Raw genomic sequence first — 22,476 nt, forward strand, 5'->3', positions numbered from 1 at the left:
GTGATGTACCTCAGGGGGTGGCCAGCCGACGCCGCATCGACCACGCCGCGATCAGCAGAAGCAGGGTGGCGACGGCCAATGCGGCCAGGTCGATCAGTACACCGCGTTGCAGGGCGCCCGCCGTGTCCTGGAATTCGAAACGGGGCAGGGCGTCGTACTCGGCCAGCGTCTGTGGCACGTCACGGTCCAGATAGTCCTTGTGCAGCTGCCGACGTGCGTGCCAGTACGCGAGGACCTGCTGCTGGAACGCCAGCGCCCGGTCGGCGTCGGATCCGGCGAGGCGGTCCAGTGCATCCTGCACCGCGACCGAAGGCAGCAGCAGGCGCGCCCGGTCGAGTGCCTGGCGCCGCGCGTCCTCAGCCTCCGTGTGCGCGGCGATCAAGGGCGCGATGGCCTGATCGGCCTGGACAAGATCGGCATAGGCCACGCGCACGGCGTCCGCAATGCGCGGTGCTGGCGAACGCGTGGCGGGGGAGGCTGCCGCGTGGCGCAGCTGCTGCTGGCGGGCAGTGTCGGCCAGCTGCGCCTTCAGTGCGGTCGCCAGTTGCATCTGCGAGGGCGGTGGAACCCTCAGGTTCACCGCTGCCAGGACCAGTGATGGGGCCATGACAACGATCAGCAGCCACAGTGCGCCAGCGGCGATCGCGGCCTCGGTGGTGCGCCGGGCGAAGCAGCCGATAAGCACCGCCAGTGCCAGCCAGAAGCTGCCGTAGGCGAGCACGATCAGGGCAAGCACGGCCAGGCCGGAAGGGCGTGTTGCGCCCGAGCCAGCGGCAACGGCAATGATGATCGCCAGCGCAGGCAGCAGCACGATGGCACCTCGGGCCAGGGCCTTGACCGCGATCAGCCGTCCTGCCGCGATGGGCTGTGACAACACCAACGCTGTGATGCCGCGCTCGCATTCGCGTGACCAGAGATCGAAGGTGGTCGCCAGGATGACCAAGGGCAGCAGAAACACAATGACGAAGGCCAGGTCGAATCGGCCAGCGGCCTGCACGGCAGGATTGCCGATGTCGGACCACACATGCCTGAGCAGCTGGGTACGGTCACCCAGCGCAACCACATCGGCGGTGTAGGGGTAGGCGTCCGCCTGTCCAATCGACAATGCCGCCATCGGGCCGGGAGGGAGCACCGGCTGGACGCGGGGCAGTACCGACGGCGCCTTGCCAACGAACCCCCGGCTGCGGTCCCTGGCATCCTGTTCTTCCGCGTTGATCAGGCTGATGGCTGCCTCGCGCTGCCCGACCCACGCACTGCCATTCCATGCTGCATAGGCCGCCAGCACCACCAGCAGGCCAAGCAGCACCGGCAACGCCCGGTCACGCAGCAGGCGACGGATCTCATGCCCTGCGATCGACAGGCTGCTCATGGGGCACTCCCGAGATGCCGCGCCGACGTGAACACCAGCCCCAGGGCCAGCAGCACCCAGGCCAGCAGGATGGCGAAATTCACCGACTGTGCCGCGGCGATGTGGCCCAGCGGCGGTTGTTGCGGGCTGTACGCCACGGAGCGGGTAAGGGTCGCGATATCGGCCAGATGCTTGCTGCCGTTCGCGGCCTTGTGCTGTTTCACTTCCAGGTTGAGTGCCTGGATCAGCCGGTAGCGATAGTCTTCGACTCCGCGCAGGAACGCCAGTTGTGCAGGGAAGTCGGTGCGCGCCAGTGCCCGTGAAGCGGCCTGCAGCGCGAGGGTGGGCGACAGCGCCGCGAAGGCGCGCTGCGTGATCGCCTGCCGCTGGTAGGTGGCATAGATGCGTTCGAAGTGGCGGTTGTAGGTCTCGGTGGAATTCGCTTCGGCGAACTCCAGCGCGACACCGCGGAAGTTGACCGGAAGATCGTCCACGTCCTTCACCTGGTAGCGTGCCAGCATCTCTGCTTTCAGTGCGTCCAGCCGCTTGTCCGCCGGGTCGTGGCCATCTGCGCCGTGCTCTGCGTCCTCGCTGACCGCCGCCCGGAACGCGGGGGCAGTAGGCGTGGGATACAGTGATTCGGCCAGTGCGGGGGCCACCCGCGGCGCGAGCAGGGTGGCTACCACCCAGAAGCCGAGCAGCACCACCAACGACGTGCGTGCTGCGCTGAAGCGCGCCGAGACGCCGATGGTGATGGCGCAGAACACCAGGAGATAGAGCGCATACGCCGCGAACATCGCAATCAGCGCCATGATGTCGGCCGTGCCGAGGGTGCGTCCGGCCATGCCGGGAACACTGACCGCCAGCAGGGCGAGCACCAGCAGCAGCGATGCCGTTGCCAGCGCGATCAGCCGGCCGCCGATCAGGACGTGGGCCGATGCACCACTGCCGAGCTCCTGGCGGAGGGTTTCGCGGGCGACATCGCCGGAGAGGCTGGCGAATCCGGCAAGGATGATCAGCAGAGGCGCCACGACCTGCAGCGCCCATGCGGCGGAGAAGCCATCGAACCGGCTGAGCGCGGTGCCGGCGTCGACGGGTCGGTGCCGGGCCGGGTTCTGCGCATGGCCTTCGATGAACACCGAGGTGCCGACGAAATCCGTGATGCCCGGGTCGAGCGCCGCCAGCGGCCGCACCGGCGCGGGAATGGCGCGGCCGACGTGCGCGGCAGCATGCGGGTCGATCGTGCCCTGGCCGTCCCATAGCCCGGCCTCCTGCTCCGCTACGATCTGGCGCTCCTGGGCCTGCTGCGCCAGCCGTGCTGCGCCCGTGGTAACCGACGCTCCCGCAAGCAGCAGCAGGGTCAGCGCGAGCCACAACAGGCGCCGCTCGCGCCACATCAGCTTCAGCTGGGTCGCGGCAACGACCAGGGTCTGGCGCACGGCGGATGCGGGTCTGGAGAAGGTGGGGGAGGCATCGCTCATGGCGGGCGCCCTACCAGCGATGGGTCAATGTCATGGACAGGAATCGGCCGAGCGCCGTTGCATTGGTCGGGTCGAAACCGGTGTTGATGCTGTTGACGATGAAGGGCGGATTCCGGTCGAACAGGTTCTGCACGTTGAAGGCCAGCGAAGTGCCCTGTCCGGCACCGGCAGCACCGCTGAAGTCATACCTGAGATTGAGGTCGACCGTCGTCCACGAGCTGACATGGCGGTCGGCGCGGTTGGCGGGATCGCGATAGCTGTCCACGTAGTTCACGAACAGCCCGCCGGCAACCTGCCGGTGGCTCATGGCGAGGCCGCCGCGCACCTTCAGGTCGACCGGGAAGTACACCGCATTCACCGCGTCCACCTCGGGCGAGGTGGCGGTCACGCGGCGCTTGGAATCGATGATGTACTGGCCGGCAAGGTTCAACGCGATGCGGGTCTGGCCAGCGTCGAAATCGTAGGAGGCATTGAAATCGACGCCGCGCTGCGAAGTGAACGCGTTGTTGCGAAAGCGGTTGTCCAGGATGACTTCGCTGCTGGTTTCATCGGTTCCTGGTGTCAGGGCATAAGGGCCCACCCGCGATACGAACAGGCCCAGGCCGGAGGCACCCAGCTGGCGCGCCTGCTGGATCTGCTGCGGCGTCGGGTTGACGGTCAGCAGGTCCGCATAGGGCGCGGTGGACTGCAGGAACAGCGACGGGAAACTGCCGCCGAAACCGCTGCCGATCCGGTCGGCATACTCGATGTGATAGTAGTTCGCGTCGATCTTGAGGCCCGGCAGCGACGGGGGCGCGAACGAGAAGCCGCCGGTCCAGGTCTTGGCACGTTCGGGCCCCAGATCCGGGTTGCCGTTGGAGAGCATCATCAGCACCGTGCTTCCGTTGGCCGCGCTCGGGTTGGGTACTTTGGCCACCACCACGGTGTTGTTCAGCTGCATGTCCTGGTAGACCGGCGCCCGGTAGGAGCGGCCGTAGCTGGTGCGGAATGAAAGTCCTTCCGTTGCTTCCCACAGCAGGCCGAGCTTGGGATTGAGGGTGGAACCAAAATCGCTGTAGTCGTCGTAGCGTGCGGCCGCAGTCAGCGACAGCCGACGAACGCCAGGCATGTCTGCCAGCAGCGGAATGTTGAGCTCAGCGAAAGCGGAACGGATCGTGCGCTGCAGATCCAGCGGCTTCTCAAGCCCGCGGTGGTCGAGCAGTTCATAGCCATCGCGGCGGTAGCCCGCACCGAATGCCGCGCGTACGCCGCCGGCCGGAAGATTGAACAGCTCGCCGTCGGCGATCACTTCCAGATAGCGCGATTCGGAGTTCGTATCCGTCGGCGGCGCGGTGCTGACCGAGCTGCCGGTGATGGTCGTTCTCTCGTAGGAGACGTCGCTCCTGCCGAATCCGGAATTCAGGCGGGCCTGCCACTGGCGCGGAAGCTCGAGAGTAAGCCCGGCGAACACATCGAACTGCCGCGTGTGCGGGAACAGGCGGGTCTCGTCGGCGGTGCCGGAAATGGTGGTGTCCATCTCGCGCTTGGCAAAGGAGCCGGTCAGGTTGAGCGTCAGCACATCACTGAGCTCCTGCACGCCGTCCAGATACAGGCTGTGCCGCTTCGAACCGGGATAGATGTCGTAGGGCTTGACCGTAACGTTCCGGGAAAAGTCCTTGTCGACGGCGGCGAGGTTGCCCTGCTTCAGGAACTCGTAGCTGGCCATCAGGTGGCCACCCTCCCACGACCAGCCGGCCGACTGCGAGGCCTGGTACTCGTCCATGTTGCCGCGGGTGACGCTGCCATAGCGCAGCGAGGTCTCATAGCCGGTGAAATCGCGGCGCAGGACGATGTTGACCACACCGCCGACGGCGTCGGTGCCGTAGATGGCAGAGGCGCCATCGGTGAGGATCTCCACGCGCTCGATGGCGCTCAGCGGAATCAGCGAGATGTCGACGTATTGGTAGCGGTTCGAGGAGGTCACGCGGTGGCCGTTGATCAGCGTCAGCGTGGTGCCCGTGCCGAGGCCACGTAGGTTGATGGCGGTGCCCTGGCCGAAGTTGTTGCCGGTATCGCGGTCGACGCCGAGGTTGCCGACGTTGGCGCCGCTGGCACCACCGCCGAAGTTCTGCGGCAGCTTCTCGAAGAGCTGCTGCAACGAGGCCACCCCGGTTCGATCAATGGCCTCCCGGTCGATCACGATGACCGGAGAGGCGCCGCCGCCAATGGCATCGCGGATATTGCTGCCAATGACCATCACCTTGTCCAGCGTGGCGGTATCGGATCGCCGGTCGCCCTGGGCAGTACTGCCCAGAGCGCTGGCATCCTGCGCCATTGCCGGCGCGTTGAGCTGCAGAGCAGCGGCCAGACTGACGATCACCAATGCCGCCGGCCTGGCGGTGGATGCGTTGTTCATGCCCCGGTCCATCGATCTCATCGGATGTTGGTCTGCGGCACGAGCCATCGCGCCTTCAATAGCGATGTTATATCATAGCATTCAAGATGCGCGACGATCTCTTGCTGTGCCGAGGGGCGACAGCAGGCACACCGCCACACAGGAGCCACTGCACCGATGCCGGACCGACGCTGATGAGAATGTTCGCGCTGCCGCCGCCGGTCACCGAGATCCTCACCGCGTACTGGAAGGCGGACCGCAGGCTGCTGCTGTTGATTGCCGCCATCGTCGTGCTTTCCAGCCTGGCCACGGTGGCAGCGCCGTACCTGTTCTCGCGCCTGATCGACCGCATCAGCACGGAAGGCATCCGTGAACTGGCGGGATGGTTCCTGCTCTACGCGGTGATGCTCGGCGCCGCCAGCATCCTGCAGAACACCGTGCAGTACCTGTCGTTCCTCAGTGGCGAGAACCTGGGTTTCATCACCAGCACCCGCTACTTCGCGCGGCTGCTGAAGAAGACACACAGCTTCTTCCTGGATTACAACGCAGTCGAACTGCAGGTGGCCGGGGAGAAGGGCCGCAACGCCCTGAAGATCGTGGTGCAGCTTGGCCTGGTGGTGTTCATTCCCAGCGCACTGCAGATCCTGCTGACCCTGCTGACACTGGGTGCGCTGATCAACCTGCAGATGGTGGCGATCGTGCTGGGCTACGGTTCTGTGGCCGTCACGCTCTCGGCCATCGCTACGCGGCGAGCACGGATCCATCGTGAGGCGGCGGTCGAAGCGGGCCAGCAGAATGCGCGCTTCGTCGGCAATGCGATGAACGCGATGGAGACGCTGCGGCAGTTCGGCGGCAGCGCGTGGATGATCCAGCGCTTCGAACAGAAGGCCCAGGAGGTGCGCGACAGCTGGCGGGCCTACGTGCTGCAGCGGGTCGGTTTCATCGCGCTGCTGGGCATCGGCCTGGCGGTCGAGTTCATCGTCACCTTCGCACTGCTGCTCCCGCGCTATCAGAGCGGTGACCTGAGCGTCGGCGATATCGTACTGTTCAACCTGCTGTTGCTGCAGCTCAACATGCCCTTTGAAATGATCGCGCGCTCGATCGATGACGTTGCCCGTTCGTGGACGCTGCTGACGCCGCTATCGTCCCTGTGGGCGGCACTCGAAGAGCGGCAGGCAGCAAACGCCGGCCGATTCCACGGAGAATGCGGCCGGATCGAGTTCCAGCATGTCAGCCATCGCTACGGCAATGGCCGCGGCGTCCGGGATGCGTCCTTCCACGCCGGGCGCGGCGGCATCAACTTCCTGATGGGGGAGACCGGGGCAGGGAAGTCGACGCTGTTCAAGCTGGCACTGAAGTCGATCGAGCCCCAGCACGGTCGCATCCTGGTGGATGGCATCGACCTGGCCGACATCGACCGTGCCGCGTGGCACGCCGCCGTCGCCGTCGTTCCCCAGGATGTCATCCTGCTCAACGAGAGCCTGGCCGACAACATCCTGCTGGGGCGCCCGCGCGACGACACCCGGTTGCGCCGCGCGACCCACAAGGCGTCGATCCTGGCCTTGATCGACGCGCTGCCCGAGGGCTTTGAAACCACGGTGGGCGAGCGCGGCCTGAAACTTTCCGGCGGCGAACGGCAGCGCATCGCCATTGCGCGTGCACTCTACGGAGAGCCCGCCATCCTGTTCCTGGATGAAGCCAGCTCGGCGCTGGACGAGGCGACCGAGCGCGAGATCATGGGCCATATCCGCGCGCTTGCCGGTGATGTCACGATCGTGGCCATCACCCATCGCCGCAGCGTGGTGACCGAAGCCGACCAGGTGATCGTGCTTGCCACCGGCTGACGGGACCTGGCGGACACCTGCACCTGCCGCTGGGGCGCGGTGCTTCTTGGGGTACGCTGTGCGCGACCGTTCCCGGTGCCTCCCGCGCTGTCGATGCCTGGCCCGTGACCCCGCACCGACTCATTCCAGGAATCCCGCATGTCCGACAACCCTCCACCGCTGAACATCCTGGCGTTTGCCGGCAGCCTGCGCAGCAACAGTTACAACCGGCGCCTGGTCAGGGCCGCGGCAGGCGCCGCGCCTGCGGGCCTGCTGCTGACCGTGCATGACACCATTGCCGATGTTCCGCTGTTCGACGAAGACCTCGAATCCGCCGATCCGGCCGGTCCTGCCGGGGTCAAGCGCCTGCGCGCGGCCATTGCAGCCGCTGACGGCGTGCTGATCGCCACGCCGGAGTACAGCCAGTCACTGCCCGGCGTACTCAAGAACACGCTCGATTGGCTGTCCCGCGACGATGCCGAATACCGCACGGTCCTTTCGGCCAAGCCGGTGGCGATCATCGGCGCCACGCCGGGTCACTGGGGCACCAAACTGGCACAGTCGCAGCTGCGCCATACACTGACCGCCATGGGGGCATTGACCATGGCCTCGCCACAGCTCTATGTGGCCGAAGCAGCGGCCGCCTACAACAATGACGCGGACGATTTCGACGCGGCGACGCGCAAGCGCCTGCAGCGCTTCCTGGAGGGATTCCAGGCCTGGGTCCAGTTGCTGCAGGGCGGGGCATCGCGCGGTTGAGCCGTGCCGGCAGAGGGCGTCAGCGCCCGCCGGTGCCAGCGCCCGGATCATGCAGCCCGCGCAGTTTTTTCTTGTTGATCTTGCCCACGCTGGTCCGCTCGATCGCATCCACGAAGCTGACACGCTCCGGAATCGCATAGCGTGAGATGTCTCCGGAACGGCTGCGCGCTGCGACCAGTTCGATGATCTCCGCCTCTGACACATCACGGCCGGGCTGCCTGACCACCAGTGGCAGCGGCCGTTCGCCCCATTTCGCATCGGCGATACCGATCACCGCGACCTCGCTGACCGCCGGGTGCAGTGCGATGATGTCTTCCAGCGCGAGCGAGGAGATCCATTCGCCACCGGTCTTGATCACGTCCTTGATGCGATCGGTGACGCGCAGGTAGCCACCTGCATCGATGTTGCCGATGTCGCCGGTGTGCAGGTAGCCGCCCGCCCACAGCGCTGCCGAAGCGTCCGGATCGTGCAGGTAACCCTGGGTCAGCCAGGGGGCTCGTGCCACCACTTCGCCGGTGGCCACGCCATCGTGGACGACATCGCCCATGTCCGGGTCGACAATGCGCAGGTCCACCAGCGGCACCGGAGTGCCGGCCTTGGTGCGCAGTGACAGCACCTCGTCGGCATCGGTCATGCTGTCCACGTCGATCTGGGCGATGGTGAGCAGAGGGCAGGTCTCGGACATGCCATAGCCGCCGAAGATGTCGATGCCCCGTGCCAGTGCACGCTGCGCCAGAGCACGGGGCAGGGCCGCACCGCCGATGATCACCTTCCAGCCCTCCAGGTCGGTCTGCGCCGCGTCCGGATGCTCCAGCAGCATGTGCAGGATGGTTGGCACACAGTGCGAGAAGGTCACCTTTTCGCGCGCGATCAACGCCAGCAGCTTCGCAGGCAGGTAGCGCCCCGGATAGACCTGCCTGATGCCCATCGCGGTAGCCACGTAGGGCAGGCCCCACGCGTGCACATGGAACATCGGGGTCATGGGCATGTAGACGTCGTCACGGTGCAGGCGGCCCTGGCGGGGGGCGCCGCCGAGCGCGGCCATCGCCGCCAGCGAATGCAGCACCAGCTGCCGGTGGCTGAAATAGACCCCTTTGGGCAACCCGGTGGTTCCGGTGGTGTAGAACACCGTGGCACGGGCATTCTCGTCGAAGTCCGGGAAGCGGACGACCGGCGTGGCATCACGCAGGCCCGTTTCGTACTCGGTGGCGAAGCCTGGCGGCAGCGGGCCATCGGCATCGTCCAGCAGAATGCGGGTGCGCAGGTCCGGCAGCTGCTCGTCGATGGCGTCCAGCAGCGGCAGGAACTCGCGGTTGGCCAGGATCGCCCGCGCGCCGCTGTGGTTCAGCGTGTACGCGATCTGCTCGGGGGCCAGGCGCACGTTCACCATCATCAGCACCGCACCGATCATCGGCACCGCGAAGTAGGCCTCCAGGTAGCGGTTGCTGTCCCAGTCCATCACCGCCACCGTGTCGCCGTGGCCGACTCCCAGCGAGGTCAGCAGGCCTGCCAGCTGGCCGATGCGCGCGTGCAGGGTGCGGTAATCGAACCGTACCTGGTCGCCGTAGACGATTTCCTGTCCAGGGCTCACCGCCAGCGGCATCAGCAGCAGCTGCTTGATCAGCAGTGGATAGGCATGGGCATCGGGAGTGGGGGCGGATGACATGGCATTTCCTCGTGGGCGGCGTTGCGGTCGCCGGCCTTCTCCGCCCCACACTAGCAAGCCCTTCCTGCTGTACCAGCGTACCTAGGTACCTGTTCCCGCGCGCACCCGATTTGATAATCTCGCCAGGACATGCCAACCCTGCTCATCGCCGATGATCACCCCTTGTTCCGTGCGGCACTGCATCGCGCGGCGGAAGAGGCGGTCGCCGATCTGCAGATCAGCGAGGCTGATTCGCTGGACGGCGTGCTGGAGGTGATCGAGAACCAGTCGATCGACCTGATGCTGCTTGACCTGCACATGCCCGGCAACCATGGGCTGGCCGGATTGGCCACGATCCGTGCCCTGCAGCCGGGCCTGGCGATCATCATCGTCTCTGCCAACGAGGAGCCGCAGGTCATCCGGCGTGCCATCGACCTCGGCGCCGCAGGCTACCTGCCCAAGAGCTCGGGCTTGAACGAACTGCAGTCCGCGCTGCAGTCCGTGCTGGAGGGTGAGCGCTGGATTCCAGCGTTGCTGCGCGAGCCGGTGGCGCGGGTGGCACCGTTCAGCAGGGATGCCGACCTGGCCGCACGCCTGGCCAGCCTGTCGGCACATCAGTACAAGGTGCTGGGGCTGGTGGCCGAGGGCCTGCTCAACAAGCAGATCGCCGACCGGCTGGGCGTACAGCTGCGCACGGTCAAGGCACACATGACACGCATCATGGAGCGGCTGGGCGTGCGCAACCGCGCGCAGGCCATCCGCGTGCTGCACGAAATGGGATTGGCCGATCCGTCCCGGCAGATCGAAGAGCTTCCCGAGCCCTGATGGGTCAGGGCGTGGCAGTGGTCGCCAGCAGGTGGTTGATCGCCCAGCGCAGCGCCAACGGCTTGAACGGCTTGTTGAGCAGGGACAGCCCAACGCCGCGCACCGCCCCGCGCGTATCGCTGCCGGTATCGGCACTGAGGATCACCGTCGGCCGCGGCCCATGCATGCCCACCAGCCGCTTCCACAGCGCAACACCGGTATCGCCATCATCCAGGTGATAGTCGAACAGCCACAGCGCCGCCTCGAGCGCTGAGGGTCCGATGTCATCGGCGTTGCCTGCCGCGATCACATCGCAACCCCAGGAATGCAGCAGCTGCCGCATCGCCGCCAGTGCGTCCGGGTCGTTGTCCACCACCAGTACACGAATTCCCTTCAGGGCGCTGCTGCCGCCCGTCGGTGGTGGACTGCGCGGGGTCACAGGGGGGGGCTGCCCGTTGCACGCTGATCGAGAAGGCCGAGCCATGCCCGGGTACGCTGCGCAGGTGCAAGGGTGCATGCAGCAGGTCGGCGATTCGGTGCGCGATGGTCAAGCCCAGGCCCAGTCCTTGCCCGTTGCTGCGATCGATCCGGTGGAACTCCTCGAACACCACCGCCTGCTGCTCCGGAGCAATGCCGGGGCCGGTGTCATGCACGCCGATCATCAGTGCCTGCCCCTGGCGGCGCGCACCCAGCAAGACACCGCCATGGCGGGTGTAACGAATGGCGTTGGCCAGGAAGTTCTGCAGCACCCGGCGCAGCAGCAGTGGGTCGCTATGGACCCAGGCCTGGCTCCGCACGTGGCGGAACTGCAGGCCACGCGCCGCCGCCAGCACCGCGAACTCCTGCGCAAGCGGATCGAGCACGGTCGACAGCGCGAAGGGGCGCGGATCGGCCACCAGCCCACCGGCTTCCAGTCGCGAGATATCCAGTAGGCCGGACAGCAGGTCATCAGTGGAATCCAATGCGCCGCGGATCTGCCGCAGGAAACTTTCGAGGAACTCGGACTCGATGTGCTGCGACATCGCCTCGGTCAGCAACTGGGCCGCATGCATGGGCTGGATGAGATCATGGCCGACCGCCGTCAGGAAGCGCGTTTTTGCCGCGTTCGCGCGCTCGGCCTCCTGTACCGCCTGCTGCAGCCGTGCGGTGCGGTCCTGTACCCGGCGTTCCAGATTCTCATTACTGCGCTTGAGCGCATCTTCCGCGCGGCGGAACGCCGTGACATCGGTGAAGGTGGCTACATAGCCACCGCCCGGCATCGGGTTGCCGCGGATCTCGACGATGGTGTCATCGGGGAAGATCCGTTCGGACAGGTGTGGCGTGCCACGGCGCATATGCGCGACGCGGCGCTGCAATGCCTTGGTCGGCGTGTCGCCAGGGCCGTCGCCGATCTTCAGCTGTCCCAGTGCCCATGCCGTGAGGTTGACCACCGGCTGCCCGACCTGCAGCAGCTCCGGCGGGAACTTGAACAGCGCGGCGTAGCGGCTGTTCCAGGCCACCAGCTGCAGCTGCGCATCGACCACGCTGATGCCCTGGCTCATGTTCTCCAGCGCAGCTTCCAGCAGGCGCTGGTTGAAGCGCAGCACCTGGGTGGCCTCGCCGACGGCGCGGGTCACCGCGTCCAGCGGCGCGGCGCCGCCCTCGCGTGCGGCTTCGACCAACAGCCGTGCCATGCCTGCGCCGACCACGGCTGTCAGCTCACGCTCGACGGCGGTGACCCGGTCGTCATCCAGCATCTGCCCGGCGTGGCCCTCCAGCAGCTGGCGCGCACGCTCCTGGCCAAGGAAGCGTCCGGCGGTCCTGCGCAGGGACGCCGCAGCCACCGCATCCCGCCTCCGCGGCAAGGACGGACGCACGGCCCGCGACACCAGGGCCACGGCCAGCAGGTTGACCGCCAGGCTGGCCCCCATGCTGATGGCGATATGCCCCGGCTGCACGCGCAGCGAGACCACCGACAACCAATGCAGCCCGTCGGCGTCGACCGACGGCGTCGCGGCCGGGATCACCATCGGCAGCAGTACCACCCACAGCCAGGCCAACGAGCCCAGCACGATGCCGGCCATGATGGCCGCGGAGGGCGTACGTGGGCGATACACCGCCAGCAGCACAGCCGGTGCCAGCTGCGAGAGGGCGGTGAAGGACATCAGGCCGAAATCGCTGAGTGCCTCGGTGCCGCTCATCGCGCGGCTGTACAGCCACGACATCAGGAACACGGCGAGGATGCCGGCACGGCGGAACGCCAGCACGCGCGGGCGCAGATCGGCGTTGGCCACGCCACCCTCGATGCCGCCGAGCAGGCGCGAACCGAATCCGTGGTTGCCAAGCATGATCGACAGGGTCAGCCCGGACAGGATCATCATGCCGGTGGCCGCGCTCAGGCTGCCCAGATAGGCCAGCAGCGCCAGCAGATGATGGCCACCGGCCTGCGGCAGCGCCAGCACGTACAGGTCCGGTGATACCGAGGCCGGCAGCTGCGCGGCACCGGCCAATGCCATCGGCACCGACGGCAGACCGATCAGCAGCAGGTAGACCGGGAACATCCAGCGTGCCGTCTTCAGGTCCGAGGTCTGGCGAAGCTCGACCACGCCGACGTGGAACTGGTGCGGCAGGGTGAACGCGGAGATCGCCCCGAGCGCGACCATGGTGAGATAGTCCGGCACGATGGCCGGGGGCGGCAGCTGCACCATCTTCTCCAGCAGCGGTGTGCCGGCCGTGTGCACGGACAGCGCCGCATACAGGCCAATGGCCAACAGCGCCACCAGTTTCAACACCGATTCCAGGCCCAGCGCGACCACGATGCCGCGGTTGGGCTCGGTGGCCGAGGCCTTGCGTGCACCGAACAGCAGGGTGAACGCAGCCATCGTCAGCGCGAACCAGAACGACATGTCCAGCTGCGCACCGGCAGGCGCGAACCGATCACCGAGCAGGGCGCCCAGCCCCTGGCTGACGGCTTTCAGCTGCAGTGCGATGTAGGGAATGATGCCGAACAGCGCCACCAGGGTGATGGTGAAGCCAAGACCACGATCGGCACGCAGTCGTGCAACGACCAGATCGGCGATGGTGGCACTGTTGTGCTGTTTGGCCAGCCGCCCCAGGCGGAGCAGGAACGGCAGGCCCAAGGCGAAGATCAGCGCCATCCCGGCCAGGGTCGGTGGAATCGGAAAGCCCCATTGCAGCCCCTGCGAGGCCGCGCCGTAGTAGGTCCACGCGGTGCAGTGCACGGCCAGCGACAGTGCATAGATGAGCGGCCATGCCCTCGAAAGCCGGTGCCCCCGGCGCTCGCCCCACAGCGCCACGCCAAACAGCAGTGCGGTCCATGCAATGCAGGCGAAGAGGACGATGGAGGGCGTCAACATCGCTCCAGTGTAGGGAGAGAAGCGGGGAGGGCGGTGCTAGGAGGCGATCACGATCAGTGACAGCTGCTCAGCGACCAGTGCCAGCTCGCCATCAGCAACCCGCTCGACGGCCTTGCGCTGGGTCAGCAGCCATTGGCCGGGCTGCCGCGCGTCCAGTGACACCAGCTGCGAGCGTACCCGCACCTCGGACCCGCTCGGCACCGGCGCCAGGAAGCGGACCTTGTTCAAGCCGTAGTTGAGCACGTGGGCGATGCCGGGGAAGCCAGCGAGGGCGGCCACATCGTCCTCCACCGTCAGCGAGAGCAGCAGGAAGCCGTGTGCGATGGTCTGCCCACCCGGCATCTGGGCCTGCGCCCGCGCTGGATCGACATGGATCCAGTTGTGGTCGCCGGTGGCGTCGGCAAAGGCATCGATACGCGTCTGGTCCACGCGGGTCACGCCACTCAGCCGCTCGCTGGCTGCCCACTGCTGCAACGCCTGCAGGGCGGGAGGCAGGTCGCTGTCCGCACTCACGCCACACGCTCCAGCAAGGTCAGGATCGCGTCACGCGCCTCTGGCTCGGACAGCATCGGCGCGTGCCCCACATCGGGCACTTCGACCAGACAGGTACTTTCCGAGGTGGCCGCCATCTGCCGCGCGACATCGGCTGGCAGGATGTCGGACAGCGCACCGCGTACCACCAGCACCGGCACCCGGGCGGTCAGTCCGCGAACCGCGCGCCACAGCACCGGACGCAACAGCCACAGCAGCCATGGCCGGGTGGTGCGGATCACCGCCGGGTCGTAGTCCAGTTCCAGCAGGCCATCGCTTCGTGGGCGGAAGGTGCGCACCGCCATCTGCCGCCAGTCGTCGGTGCTGAAGCGAGGGAACGCGGCCTTGCCGATGGATTCCACGTAGGCCGTGGCCTGCACCAGGTCCATCGGCGGGACCGGCTTGCCGGCGTACTTGCCGATCCGTGCCAGCGCCTCGCGTGGCACCTTGGGGCCGGCATCGTTGAGCACCGCGCCCGCGATCCGCTCGGGCGCGCGCGAGGCGAGGGTGATGGTCACCAGCACGCCCAGCGAGGTGCCGATGAACACCGCCTTGTCGATGTTCTGCGAGCGCAGCAACGCAACCATGTCATCCGCATAGGCACGCGGGTTGTAGCTGGACGGGTCATATGCGCGTTCCGAGCCTGCACGACCACGCAGGTCGACCGCGATCACGCGCCAGCCCTCGGCGGTGAGTACATTGGCAAGCGCATCGAAATCGGCACCATTGCGGGTCAGTCCCGGAATGCAGACCACTGTGCCACGCGCTGCCTGCCCCGCATCGGGTGCATGGTCGCGCGCATGCAGGCGCAATCCATCATTGCTGTTCCAGTACAGGTCGTCGTAAGACTGCGTCATGCAGAAGCTTCCTGAAGATCGTAACGGATGCGCTAGAAATCGTAACGGACGCTGAGGCTATATTCGCGTGGTGGGCCATAGAAGCCAATCAGCGTGCCGACCGCCGGGATGTTGTAGCCGGTGGTGCGGTATTCCTTGTCGGCCAGGTTGGTGCCCTGCAGCGAGAAGGTCCACGCGTCATCCAGGCGCCAGATGACGCCGGCATTGACCAGCCCGTAACCCTGCTGTCGGATCACCGGGCTGAGGTCGGTGGTCGGCCACACTTCGCTCTGGTAACTGTAGCTCACCCGTGCCGACAGGTTGCTGCCGTTGGCCAGGTCGGTGCGGTATTCCACGTTGAACGCACCAGAGAATTCCGGGGCATTGGTGAACTTCATCTGCCTGGCCACGTTGATGCCACGGTCCATGTACTCGTCGTACTTGGTATCCAGCCATGCCAGGTTTCCGGAAATCAGCCAGTGCTGGCTGGGCAGGTACTGATACTCGACTTCCAGGCCTTTGACGGTACCGGCGCCGGCGTTGGTGAAGTCGCCGAAGAAGGAATCGTCGATGCCATCGCCGTTGGTATCCAGGCCGGTGAACACCGACAGCTGAATGTCCTTGTACTTGTTGTAGAACGCCGACAGGTTCAGGAACAGGCGCTGGTCGAGGAAGGCCATCTTGCTGCCGACTTCGTAGCTGTCCACGGTCTCGTCATCGAACGGCTCCGCCGAGCGCGGTACCGCCACCGCGTTGGCGCGGATGTTGTAGCCACCGGACTTGAAGCCACGCGTCGCCAGGCCATAGACCATGATGTCCGGGGTGATCTGGTAGTCCAGCGAGACCTTGGGCGAGACGTTCTTGAAGTTGGTCTTCTTGTCGAAATCGGCGGTCACCGCCGCCGGCCGACTGAAGCCCGGGTCGGCGTAGAGGCGGTTCAGCACGATCGCGCGCTTGTCCTCGTCGGTGTAGCGGGCGCCGACATCGAGCTTCAGTCTGCTGGTCAGGTCGAAGGTCCAGTCCGCGTACAGCGCGATGCTGTCGGTCAGCACCTTGCCCTGGTTGTCGGCGAACTGCGCACTGAAGTAGTTGTTCTGGATCTGCCCGCCAGCTTCGCCGCTGAACTGGTACAGGCCGACCACGCCGCGCACCCGGCCGCCGGCATCGTAGTTCAACTGCACTTCGTTGCTGACCTGGTCGTCGTGGTAGGTGCCACCCACGTCGGCGAGCTTGACCGGCGCGGTATCGAAGTCGATGTTGGCCTCGCTGTCCGATTCACGCTTGGCGATCACGTACTTCAGTGCGATGTCTTCGTTCGGCCGCCAGTTCACCGTGGCCGAGGCGCCCTTGCTCTCCACGTTGTTGAGGTTGCGCATGCCCGAGCGGATGTCATAGCGGCTGTCCATCGGCGGGTAGGCACGCAGGAACGGATTGGGCGCCAGCATCTTCGAGCCGCGCATGCCGGACTGATCGTCGATCCAGTCCAGTGCGAACTGCACGTCGAAGTCATCGCCCGCATACGCGCCCAGGTTCAGGCGTGCCGCGTTGATCTGCTTGTCGCTGACCGGCTGGCCGTTGAAGGTGTTCTCGCCAAACCCGTCGTGGTTCATGCTGGCCACCGCCACACGGGCGCGCAGGCCGCTGTCGGCACCGCCGATCGGGCCACCGATGGCCGCCTTCGCATCCAGCTGGCTGTAGTTGCCCACGGTGATCTGGGCGAAGCCCTCGGTCTGGGTGGGCAGGCCGCGCGAGATGTACTTGATCGCGCCGCCGATGGTGTTCTTGCCATACAGCGTGCCCTGCGGGCCGCGCAGCACCTCGATGCGAGAGACATCGAACACATCCAGCAGCGCACCCTGCGGACGCGCGATATAGACGTCGTCCAGGTAGATGCCCACGCCCGGATCGGCGCCCCAGGTGGGATCGGACTGGCCGATGCCACGGATGTAGGCGGTGACCGTGCTGCTGGCGCCGCGGGCAGCGTAGATGGTCAGGTTGGGCACCTGCGCATCCAGGTCGCTGATGTCCTGGACATTCATCTTGTCCAGCGCCTCGGAGGTAAACGCAGTGACGGCAACCGGCACCTCCTGCAGGGTTTCCTCGCGCTTGCGTGCGGTGACCTTGATGCTGTCCAGATTGGTGGGTGATGCAGTCCTGCCCACCGTCGGCGTGGCCTGGGGCGCTTCCTGTGCCAGTACCGGCCCGGAGGCCAGCAGCGCGCCGATCATGAGACTCAAACAATTCCGTTTCATTCGGTCCTCCCCCAGGCAGGTGCTTGCAGATGGCCCATTGCCACCCCTGCAGCCAAGGCTAGCGGTGTCATCGGGCAGCGGCGAGTGGACCTAGGTCCAGTCGGCAGCGGCCGCCGGATGCGGAAAATGGGCGCGCCCCCAGCCGGAAGCGCATCCCGGTACCCCTTCATCCACGACTCACGCATGAGGATCTGGCCATGAAATCCGGAATCGATTCGATCAAGGTTGTACTGCTGATGCTGTGCAGTTGGCTGGCGATAGCGGGCAGCGCCGTTGCCGCAGGCCCGGCCGGGCATTGGGACATTGGCCTGTACGGCAATCTGTTCGGCGCCCGCGAATACCAGGTGTGGGTGCCCGCCGGCTACGACGACACACAACCGCTGCCCCTGCTGCTGGTCCTGCACGGCTGCGTGACCGGGCCGAACCTGATGGGCGAGGCCTCGGGCTTCAACGATGTGGCCGACACCCAAGGCTTCATCGTGGTCTACCCGCGGCAGAACGTCACCTCCAATCCGGCCCGCTGCTGGAACTGGCAGCTGCCGATCAACCAGGCACGCGACAGTGGCGAGCCCTCGCTCCTGGCCGGCATCGTGGACAAAGTGAAGGCGGCTTACAGCGTTGATCCGCATCGCGTGTACGTCACCGGCATTTCGGCGGGCGGCGCGATGACCTCGATCATGCTGGGCTGCTATTCGGACGTGTTCGCCGCAGGTGCCATCCATTCCGGTGGCATGTTCAAGGGCGCGACCACGATTTCCGGCAGCGCCTACGCACTGTTGGCCGGCAGCATCTACTCGCCGGACAGCAACGGTCGCCTGGCATGGCAGTGTTCGGGTTCGCCGTCGCCGCGACCGCTGCCGGTGCTGGTGTTCCATGGCAGCGCCGACCTCACCGTCAACCCGGCGAACGGGCAGCAGGCCGTGCGCCAGTTCCTGCAGACCAATGACCTGGCCGACGACGGCATGGACAACGATTCGGTGAAGTGCGTGCCGACCAGCACCTATCACGGCCAGGTGCCGGGCGGCCGCGCGTATACCGTCGACACCTACGCGTACGGCGGCAGGACGCTGGTCCAGCACTATGTGGTGCAGGGCATGGGGCATGCCTGGAGCGGCAGCCAGTCGGGCCTGCCATTCACCGACCCGAAGGGGCCGGATGCCACGCTGATCACCTGGCTGTTCCTGAAGGACTACCAGCGCTGAGTGGTCGCCGCTGCAGCGTCAAGCCTGGCGGTCGAGACACCATGCTAGCCTTCCCTTTGGCAGGATTGCCTGACAGGGGGAAGGCATGGATACCCGGCGCCGAGATTCCATCGTATTGGCTGCATCCGGCATGCTCGCACTGGCACTGTCCGCCAATGTGCTCGCGCATCCGGGCGGGCTCGACAAGCAGGGTTGCCACACCAACCGGAAAACGGGTGAGTATCACTGCCATCGAGGCGCTCCAGCCGCCCCTCGATACGTCGACACTCCGCGCAGCAGTTTCGCCCCCGCCCCCGCGCGCGGTTCCCGGGCATTTGCCAACTGCGCGGAGGCCCGCGCCGCCGGGGTTGCGCCGGTACGGCGTGGTGATCCGGGGTATGGCCCGCACCTCGATCGTGACAATGACGGCGTGGGCTGCGAACCCTATCGGGGCCGCAGGTAGGGCATGGCCCACCTGGCTTCAACTCCCGTTTCCCCGGGTTCGTCGGCCATCGCCGGGAGTGGTCGCACGATCTCCCCGTATTGCAGGGATATCCCCTAGGCTGTTGTGATTGAACTGCAAGGATGAAAGCAATCATGAACCGCTGGATTTTCCTGGCATTGGCCACGCTCCCGTTCGCCGCCGGTGCCGTGGTCATCCGCGATGATGTTGACGATGCCAGGTACCGGATCGACGCATCGGTGTTCCCGGCACTGGCAGACATGCCGGGCGAGGGGCACGGCGTCCTGATCGCACCGCAGTGGGTGCTGACTGCCGCGCATGCCGCGCCGATGGAGGGGATGGATGCCACGATCACCATCGATGGGAAGGGCTACGGCGTCGAGCGTGTCTTCCTGCACCCCGGCTACCGGAGGATGCCCGAGGCGCTGGGCAAGGAAGCGATGGCAACCGGGAGCGCATCGAAAATCCATGCGTTTCTGGCAGCGTCGGACGACATTGCACTGATCAGACTTGCCGCCCCGGTGAGCGGTGTGCCGCCGGTTGCACTCTACCGTGGCGCCGACGAGGTCACGCAGGTCGCCTCCCTGATAGGGAAAGGCGCCACCGGCAACGGTGCCGTGGGGCTGGCGCCCGGCGGGTCGCATCGTACGACGCTGCGGCGAGCCTGCAACGCGATCACCGGCGGCAACACGCGCTATCTCTGGTACCGGTTCGATCCACCTCCGCAGGGCCTTCCCCTTGAGGGCGTGCTCGGCAACGGCGACAGCGGCGGCCCGCTGCTGATCAGTAAGGAAGGGACCTGGCAGCTGGTGGGCCTCGGCTCCTGGATCACCGCCGTTCCCGAGCATGCGCTAGAGGCGGGCTTCTATGGCCAGGTGGTTTACAACGTCCGCGTGTCCCGCTACCTCAACTGGATCGAAAGCATCATCGAGCGTGACGCGTCACGTTAATAGTGCATCCGGGCGGCCTTCCGCGCAGGTGTTCGCCCGGTCTCAAGTCATGCGACGGGTGTTCGTATCCTTTCCGCCATGGCCTCTTCGTTCAAATTTCCTGCGTGCGTGACCGCCTCCCGGCCATCCGGCTGGGCGCAGAGCGGTGAGCGCTGGGATCTGTGGTGGAACGGCCGTTCGGTGGCCAGTATCGTGCCGCATGCCGTGCTCGGGTTCCGCCTGTATCTGGACGCACGCAAGATGTCACAGGCCAAGGTCGTGTCCGCCGCCAGCGCCCGTCAGGCCAAGCGCTACGCCGAGCGCTGGTGTGCTGCACGGCTCTGCCCGCAGTTGCCTCTGCGCGATGCGGTGGCGCGGTTGGTGGCTGTTGCGCCCGGCGCGGGCGCCGTGCCCTCGCAGGTGCTGACGCGGGAGCAGCGGCAGCAGGCCCGGCGCCTGGCTGAAGCCGGGGCAGGGGAGATGGGGAGGATCAAGGAAGCGCTGACACCAAGGCCGCGCATGATGGCCGCCAGGCCCGAGGTGCAGGGACGAGGTGGAGCCTGGTCTGTACCCGGCCAGATTCCATCCTCCTCGCCCCGAAACGGGAACACATCTCCAGCCAGGGCTACACCGAAAGCTCCTCACGCACGATCCGGGCCCCTTCGCTGAGCGCACGCAGCTTGCCCCGTGCCACTTCACGGGCCAGCGGCGCCATGCCGCAGTTGGTGCTCGGGTAAAGCTTGTCGGCATCCACGAACTGCAGGGCCTTGCGCAGGGTGTTGGCTACTTCATCGGCGGTCTCCACCGTGCTGGACGCCACGTCGATGGCGCCCACCATCACTTTCTTGCCACGCACCAGCTCGATCAGGTCGATCGGTACGTGCGAGTTGTGGCATTCCAGCGAGATGATGTCGAGGTTGGAGGTCTGCAGCTTGGGGAACGACTCTTCATACTGCCGCCATTCCGACCCCAGCGTCTGCTTCCAGTCGGTGTTGGCCTTGATGCCGTAGCCGTAGCAGATGTGCACGGCGGTCTCGCACTTCAGTCCTTCGATCGCACGCTCCAACGCGGCTACGCCCCAGTCGTTCACTTCGTCGAAGAACACGTTGAAGGCCGGCTCGTCGAACTGGATGATGTCCACGCCAGCGGCTTCCAGCTCCTTTGCTTCCTCGTTGAGGATCTTCGCGAATTCCCAGGCCAGCTTCTCACGGCTCTTGTAGTGCGCGTCGTACAGCGTGTCGATCATCGTCATCGGGCCAGGCAGTGCCCACTTGATCGGCTGCGTGGTCTGCCGGCGCAGGAACTTCGCATCCTCCACGAACACCGGCTTCGGACGGCTCACTGCGCCGACTACGGTCGGCACGCTGGCATCGTAGCGGTTGCGGATGCGCACGGTCTCGCGCTTCTCGAAATCAACGCCGCTGAGGTGTTCGATGAAGGTGGTGACGAAGTGCTGCCGGGTCTGCTCGCCGTCGCTGACGATATCGATGCCGGCATGCTGCTGTTCCTGCAGGGACAGGCGCAGGGCATCCTGCTTGCCTTCAGTCAGGCCTTCGTCCTGCAGCTTCCAGGGCGACCAGAGCTTTTCGGGTTCTGCCAGCCAGGACGGCTTGGGCAGGCTGCCGGCGGTGGAGGTAGGGAGCAGTTTCTTCGTCGACATTGCGTCTTGTTTCCTGGGGGCGGATGTAAAATCGATGGATCAGCGGGCAGCCCACTGCTCAAGCACGGCGCGATACGGCTTGATGAAGTGTTCTTCGGTGAACTTGCCCTGCTTGACCGCCAGCTGGCTGCGCTCTTCGCGGTCGTAGACGATGCGGGTGGACGAATAGTCCTGGTGCTTCAGGCTGGGCTGGTAGACCTTGCCGGCCACGGAGTTGGCGTTGTAGATCTCCGGGCGGTAGATCTTCTGGAACGCTTCCATCGTGCTGATGGTGCCGATCAGTTCCAGATTCGAGTAATCCCCCAGCAGGTCGCCCTGGAAGTAGAAGGCAAGCGGCGCCACGCTGCCCGGTGGCATGAAGTAGCGCACCTGCAGGCCCATCTTGTCGAAATACTGGTCAGTGGGAGAGAACTCGCCCTGGCGGTATTCCACGCCCAGGATCGGATGGTGGTTCTCGGTGCGGTGGTAGGTCTTGCTGCTGGATACGCTGATGCAGATCACCGGCCCCTTGCTGAAGTTGGCACGGTAGGCGTCAGACTCCAGGAAGTGCTTGAACAGCTTGCCATGCAGGTCGCCAAAGCCTTCCGGAATGCCGAAGGTGGCCTTGCCCTCGTTGCTGGCCGGCAGCACCACGCTGAAATCGTAGTCGCGCACGTAGGACGAGAAGTTGTTGCCGACGATACCCTCGGTACGCGCACCGGTCTGCGTGTCGACAATGGTTGGGCGCAGGACCTCGATCAACGGGAACGGATCACTGCCATCGCTGCCGTCGATGTGCATCTCCACCGAGATGATGTCCAGCTCGACCGCATAGCGATCCGCGCTCGGGTTGTCCCAGTGCGCCAGATCGTTGAAGCGGTTGTTGATCATGCTGATCGTGTTGCGCAGGTTCTCCTGCCGGGATGCGCCGCGCGCCAGATTGGCGAAATTGGTGGTGATGCGCGTGCCATCGGCGGGCTGGTAGTCCTCGTTGAAGGGGATGCGCGTGATGCTGAAGGTGAAGGTGTCGGTCGTCATGGGCGGCGTTCCGTGTT

The 22,476-nt window shown here is 65.9% G+C and carries 16 protein-coding genes and 1 pseudogene; 7 read left to right on the plus strand and 10 right to left on the minus strand.

Annotated elements, in window-relative coordinates; translation table 11 throughout:
* Positions 1–10: 10 nt before the first annotated feature.
* Genes N5D20_RS04035 through N5D20_RS04045 form a run of 3 tightly spaced genes read right to left on the minus strand, consistent with a single transcriptional unit; the run spans position 11 to position 5,224 of the window.
* Positions 11–1,369 (minus strand): ABC transporter permease subunit, encoded by a 1,359-nt coding sequence (locus N5D20_RS04035; protein WP_071305241.1) that lies wholly within the window; start codon positions 1,367–1,369, stop codon positions 11–13.
* Entirely contained in the window at positions 1,366–2,829 is a 1,464-nt protein-coding gene (locus N5D20_RS04040) for a DUF3526 domain-containing protein (protein ID WP_279914346.1), read from the minus strand. Before N5D20_RS04040 ends, N5D20_RS04035 begins: the two co-directional genes overlap by 4 nt.
* 10 nt (positions 2,830–2,839) lie before the next feature.
* Complete coding sequence (locus N5D20_RS04045; protein ID WP_279914347.1) at positions 2,840–5,224, minus strand: TonB-dependent receptor; 2,385 nt, start codon at positions 5,222–5,224, stop codon at positions 2,840–2,842.
* A gap of 173 nt (positions 5,225–5,397) precedes the next feature.
* Here N5D20_RS04045 and N5D20_RS04050 point away from each other — a divergent pair, with 173 nt between their 5' ends.
* Together N5D20_RS04050 and N5D20_RS04055 are read left to right on the plus strand one after the other, a co-directional pair.
* On the plus strand, positions 5,398–7,047 hold the full coding sequence (locus N5D20_RS04050) for an ABC transporter ATP-binding protein (RefSeq protein ID WP_279914348.1): 1,650 nt from the start codon (positions 5,398–5,400) through the stop codon (positions 7,045–7,047).
* Positions 7,048–7,185: 138 nt separating this feature from the next.
* Complete coding sequence (locus tag N5D20_RS04055; RefSeq protein WP_279914349.1) at positions 7,186–7,785, plus strand: NADPH-dependent FMN reductase; 600 nt, start codon at positions 7,186–7,188, stop codon at positions 7,783–7,785.
* Positions 7,786–7,804: 19 nt separating this feature from the next.
* Here the strand turns inward: N5D20_RS04055 and N5D20_RS04060 are convergent, their stop codons facing one another.
* A complete protein-coding gene (locus N5D20_RS04060) occupies positions 7,805–9,451 on the minus strand; it encodes a fatty acid--CoA ligase (protein ID WP_191849365.1) in 1,647 nt (548 codons plus the stop codon).
* A 129-nt stretch (positions 9,452–9,580) separates the two neighbouring features.
* Between N5D20_RS04060 and N5D20_RS04065 the strand changes: the two genes are divergently transcribed.
* Positions 9,581–10,255 (plus strand): response regulator transcription factor, encoded by a 675-nt coding sequence (locus N5D20_RS04065; protein ID WP_010485636.1) that lies wholly within the window; start codon positions 9,581–9,583, stop codon positions 10,253–10,255.
* 4 nt (positions 10,256–10,259) lie between these two features.
* Here N5D20_RS04065 and N5D20_RS04070 read toward each other — a convergent pair.
* The 4 genes and pseudogenes from N5D20_RS04070 to N5D20_RS04085 all read right to left on the minus strand — a co-directional run bounded on the left by N5D20_RS04070 (position 10,260) and on the right by N5D20_RS04085 (position 17,185).
* Positions 10,260–13,590: pseudogene (locus tag N5D20_RS04070) on the minus strand (PAS-domain containing protein).
* A 36-nt stretch (positions 13,591–13,626) separates the two neighbouring features.
* On the minus strand, positions 13,627–14,103 hold the full coding sequence (locus tag N5D20_RS04075) for a MaoC family dehydratase (RefSeq protein ID WP_043395926.1): 477 nt from the start codon (positions 14,101–14,103) through the stop codon (positions 13,627–13,629).
* Positions 14,100–14,978: an alpha/beta hydrolase gene (locus N5D20_RS04080; RefSeq protein WP_099559321.1), complete on the minus strand. Its 879-nt coding sequence runs from the start codon at positions 14,976–14,978 to the stop codon at positions 14,100–14,102. Before N5D20_RS04080 ends, N5D20_RS04075 begins: the two co-directional genes overlap by 4 nt.
* A gap of 32 nt (positions 14,979–15,010) precedes the next feature.
* On the minus strand, positions 15,011–17,185 hold the full coding sequence (locus tag N5D20_RS04085; protein ID WP_279914363.1) for a TonB-dependent receptor: 2,175 nt from the start codon (positions 17,183–17,185) through the stop codon (positions 15,011–15,013).
* A 221-nt stretch (positions 17,186–17,406) separates the two neighbouring features.
* On the opposite strand from N5D20_RS04085, the gene N5D20_RS04090 reads away from it, so the two are divergent.
* The 4 genes from N5D20_RS04090 to N5D20_RS04105 all read left to right on the plus strand — a co-directional run bounded on the left by N5D20_RS04090 (position 17,407) and on the right by N5D20_RS04105 (position 20,451).
* Positions 17,407–18,411, plus strand: coding sequence for a PHB depolymerase family esterase (locus tag N5D20_RS04090; protein WP_279914350.1), 1,005 nt, complete (start codon positions 17,407–17,409; stop codon positions 18,409–18,411).
* A gap of 130 nt (positions 18,412–18,541) precedes the next feature.
* Positions 18,542–18,853, plus strand: a complete 312-nt coding sequence (locus N5D20_RS04095; protein ID WP_100050059.1) for an excalibur calcium-binding domain-containing protein — start codon at positions 18,542–18,544, stop codon at positions 18,851–18,853.
* A gap of 134 nt (positions 18,854–18,987) precedes the next feature.
* A complete protein-coding gene (locus N5D20_RS04100) occupies positions 18,988–19,803 on the plus strand; it encodes a trypsin-like serine protease (protein ID WP_057504109.1) in 816 nt (271 codons plus the stop codon).
* A 78-nt stretch (positions 19,804–19,881) separates the two neighbouring features.
* Positions 19,882–20,451, plus strand: coding sequence for a hypothetical protein (locus tag N5D20_RS04105; RefSeq protein WP_279914351.1), 570 nt, complete (start codon positions 19,882–19,884; stop codon positions 20,449–20,451).
* On the opposite strand, the gene N5D20_RS04110 is transcribed toward N5D20_RS04105, so the two are convergent.
* Both N5D20_RS04110 and N5D20_RS04115 read right to left on the minus strand, forming a co-directional pair.
* Positions 20,408–21,442, minus strand: coding sequence for a methionine synthase (locus tag N5D20_RS04110; RefSeq protein WP_049455201.1), 1,035 nt, complete (start codon positions 21,440–21,442; stop codon positions 20,408–20,410). The two genes, N5D20_RS04105 and N5D20_RS04110, sit on opposite strands and share 44 nt — an antisense overlap.
* Positions 21,443–21,481: 39 nt before the next feature.
* Positions 21,482–22,459 carry a DUF1852 domain-containing protein gene (locus N5D20_RS04115; protein WP_054171777.1) on the minus strand — a complete coding sequence of 326 codons (978 nt, stop codon included), beginning with the start codon at positions 22,457–22,459 and terminating at the stop codon, positions 21,482–21,484.
* Between the last annotated feature and the right edge of the window lie 17 nt (positions 22,460–22,476).

Origin of the sequence: Stenotrophomonas sp. GD03877 (assembly GCF_029840555.1) — a bacterium.
Classification (GTDB): Bacteria; Pseudomonadota; Gammaproteobacteria; order Xanthomonadales; family Xanthomonadaceae; genus Stenotrophomonas; species Stenotrophomonas geniculata.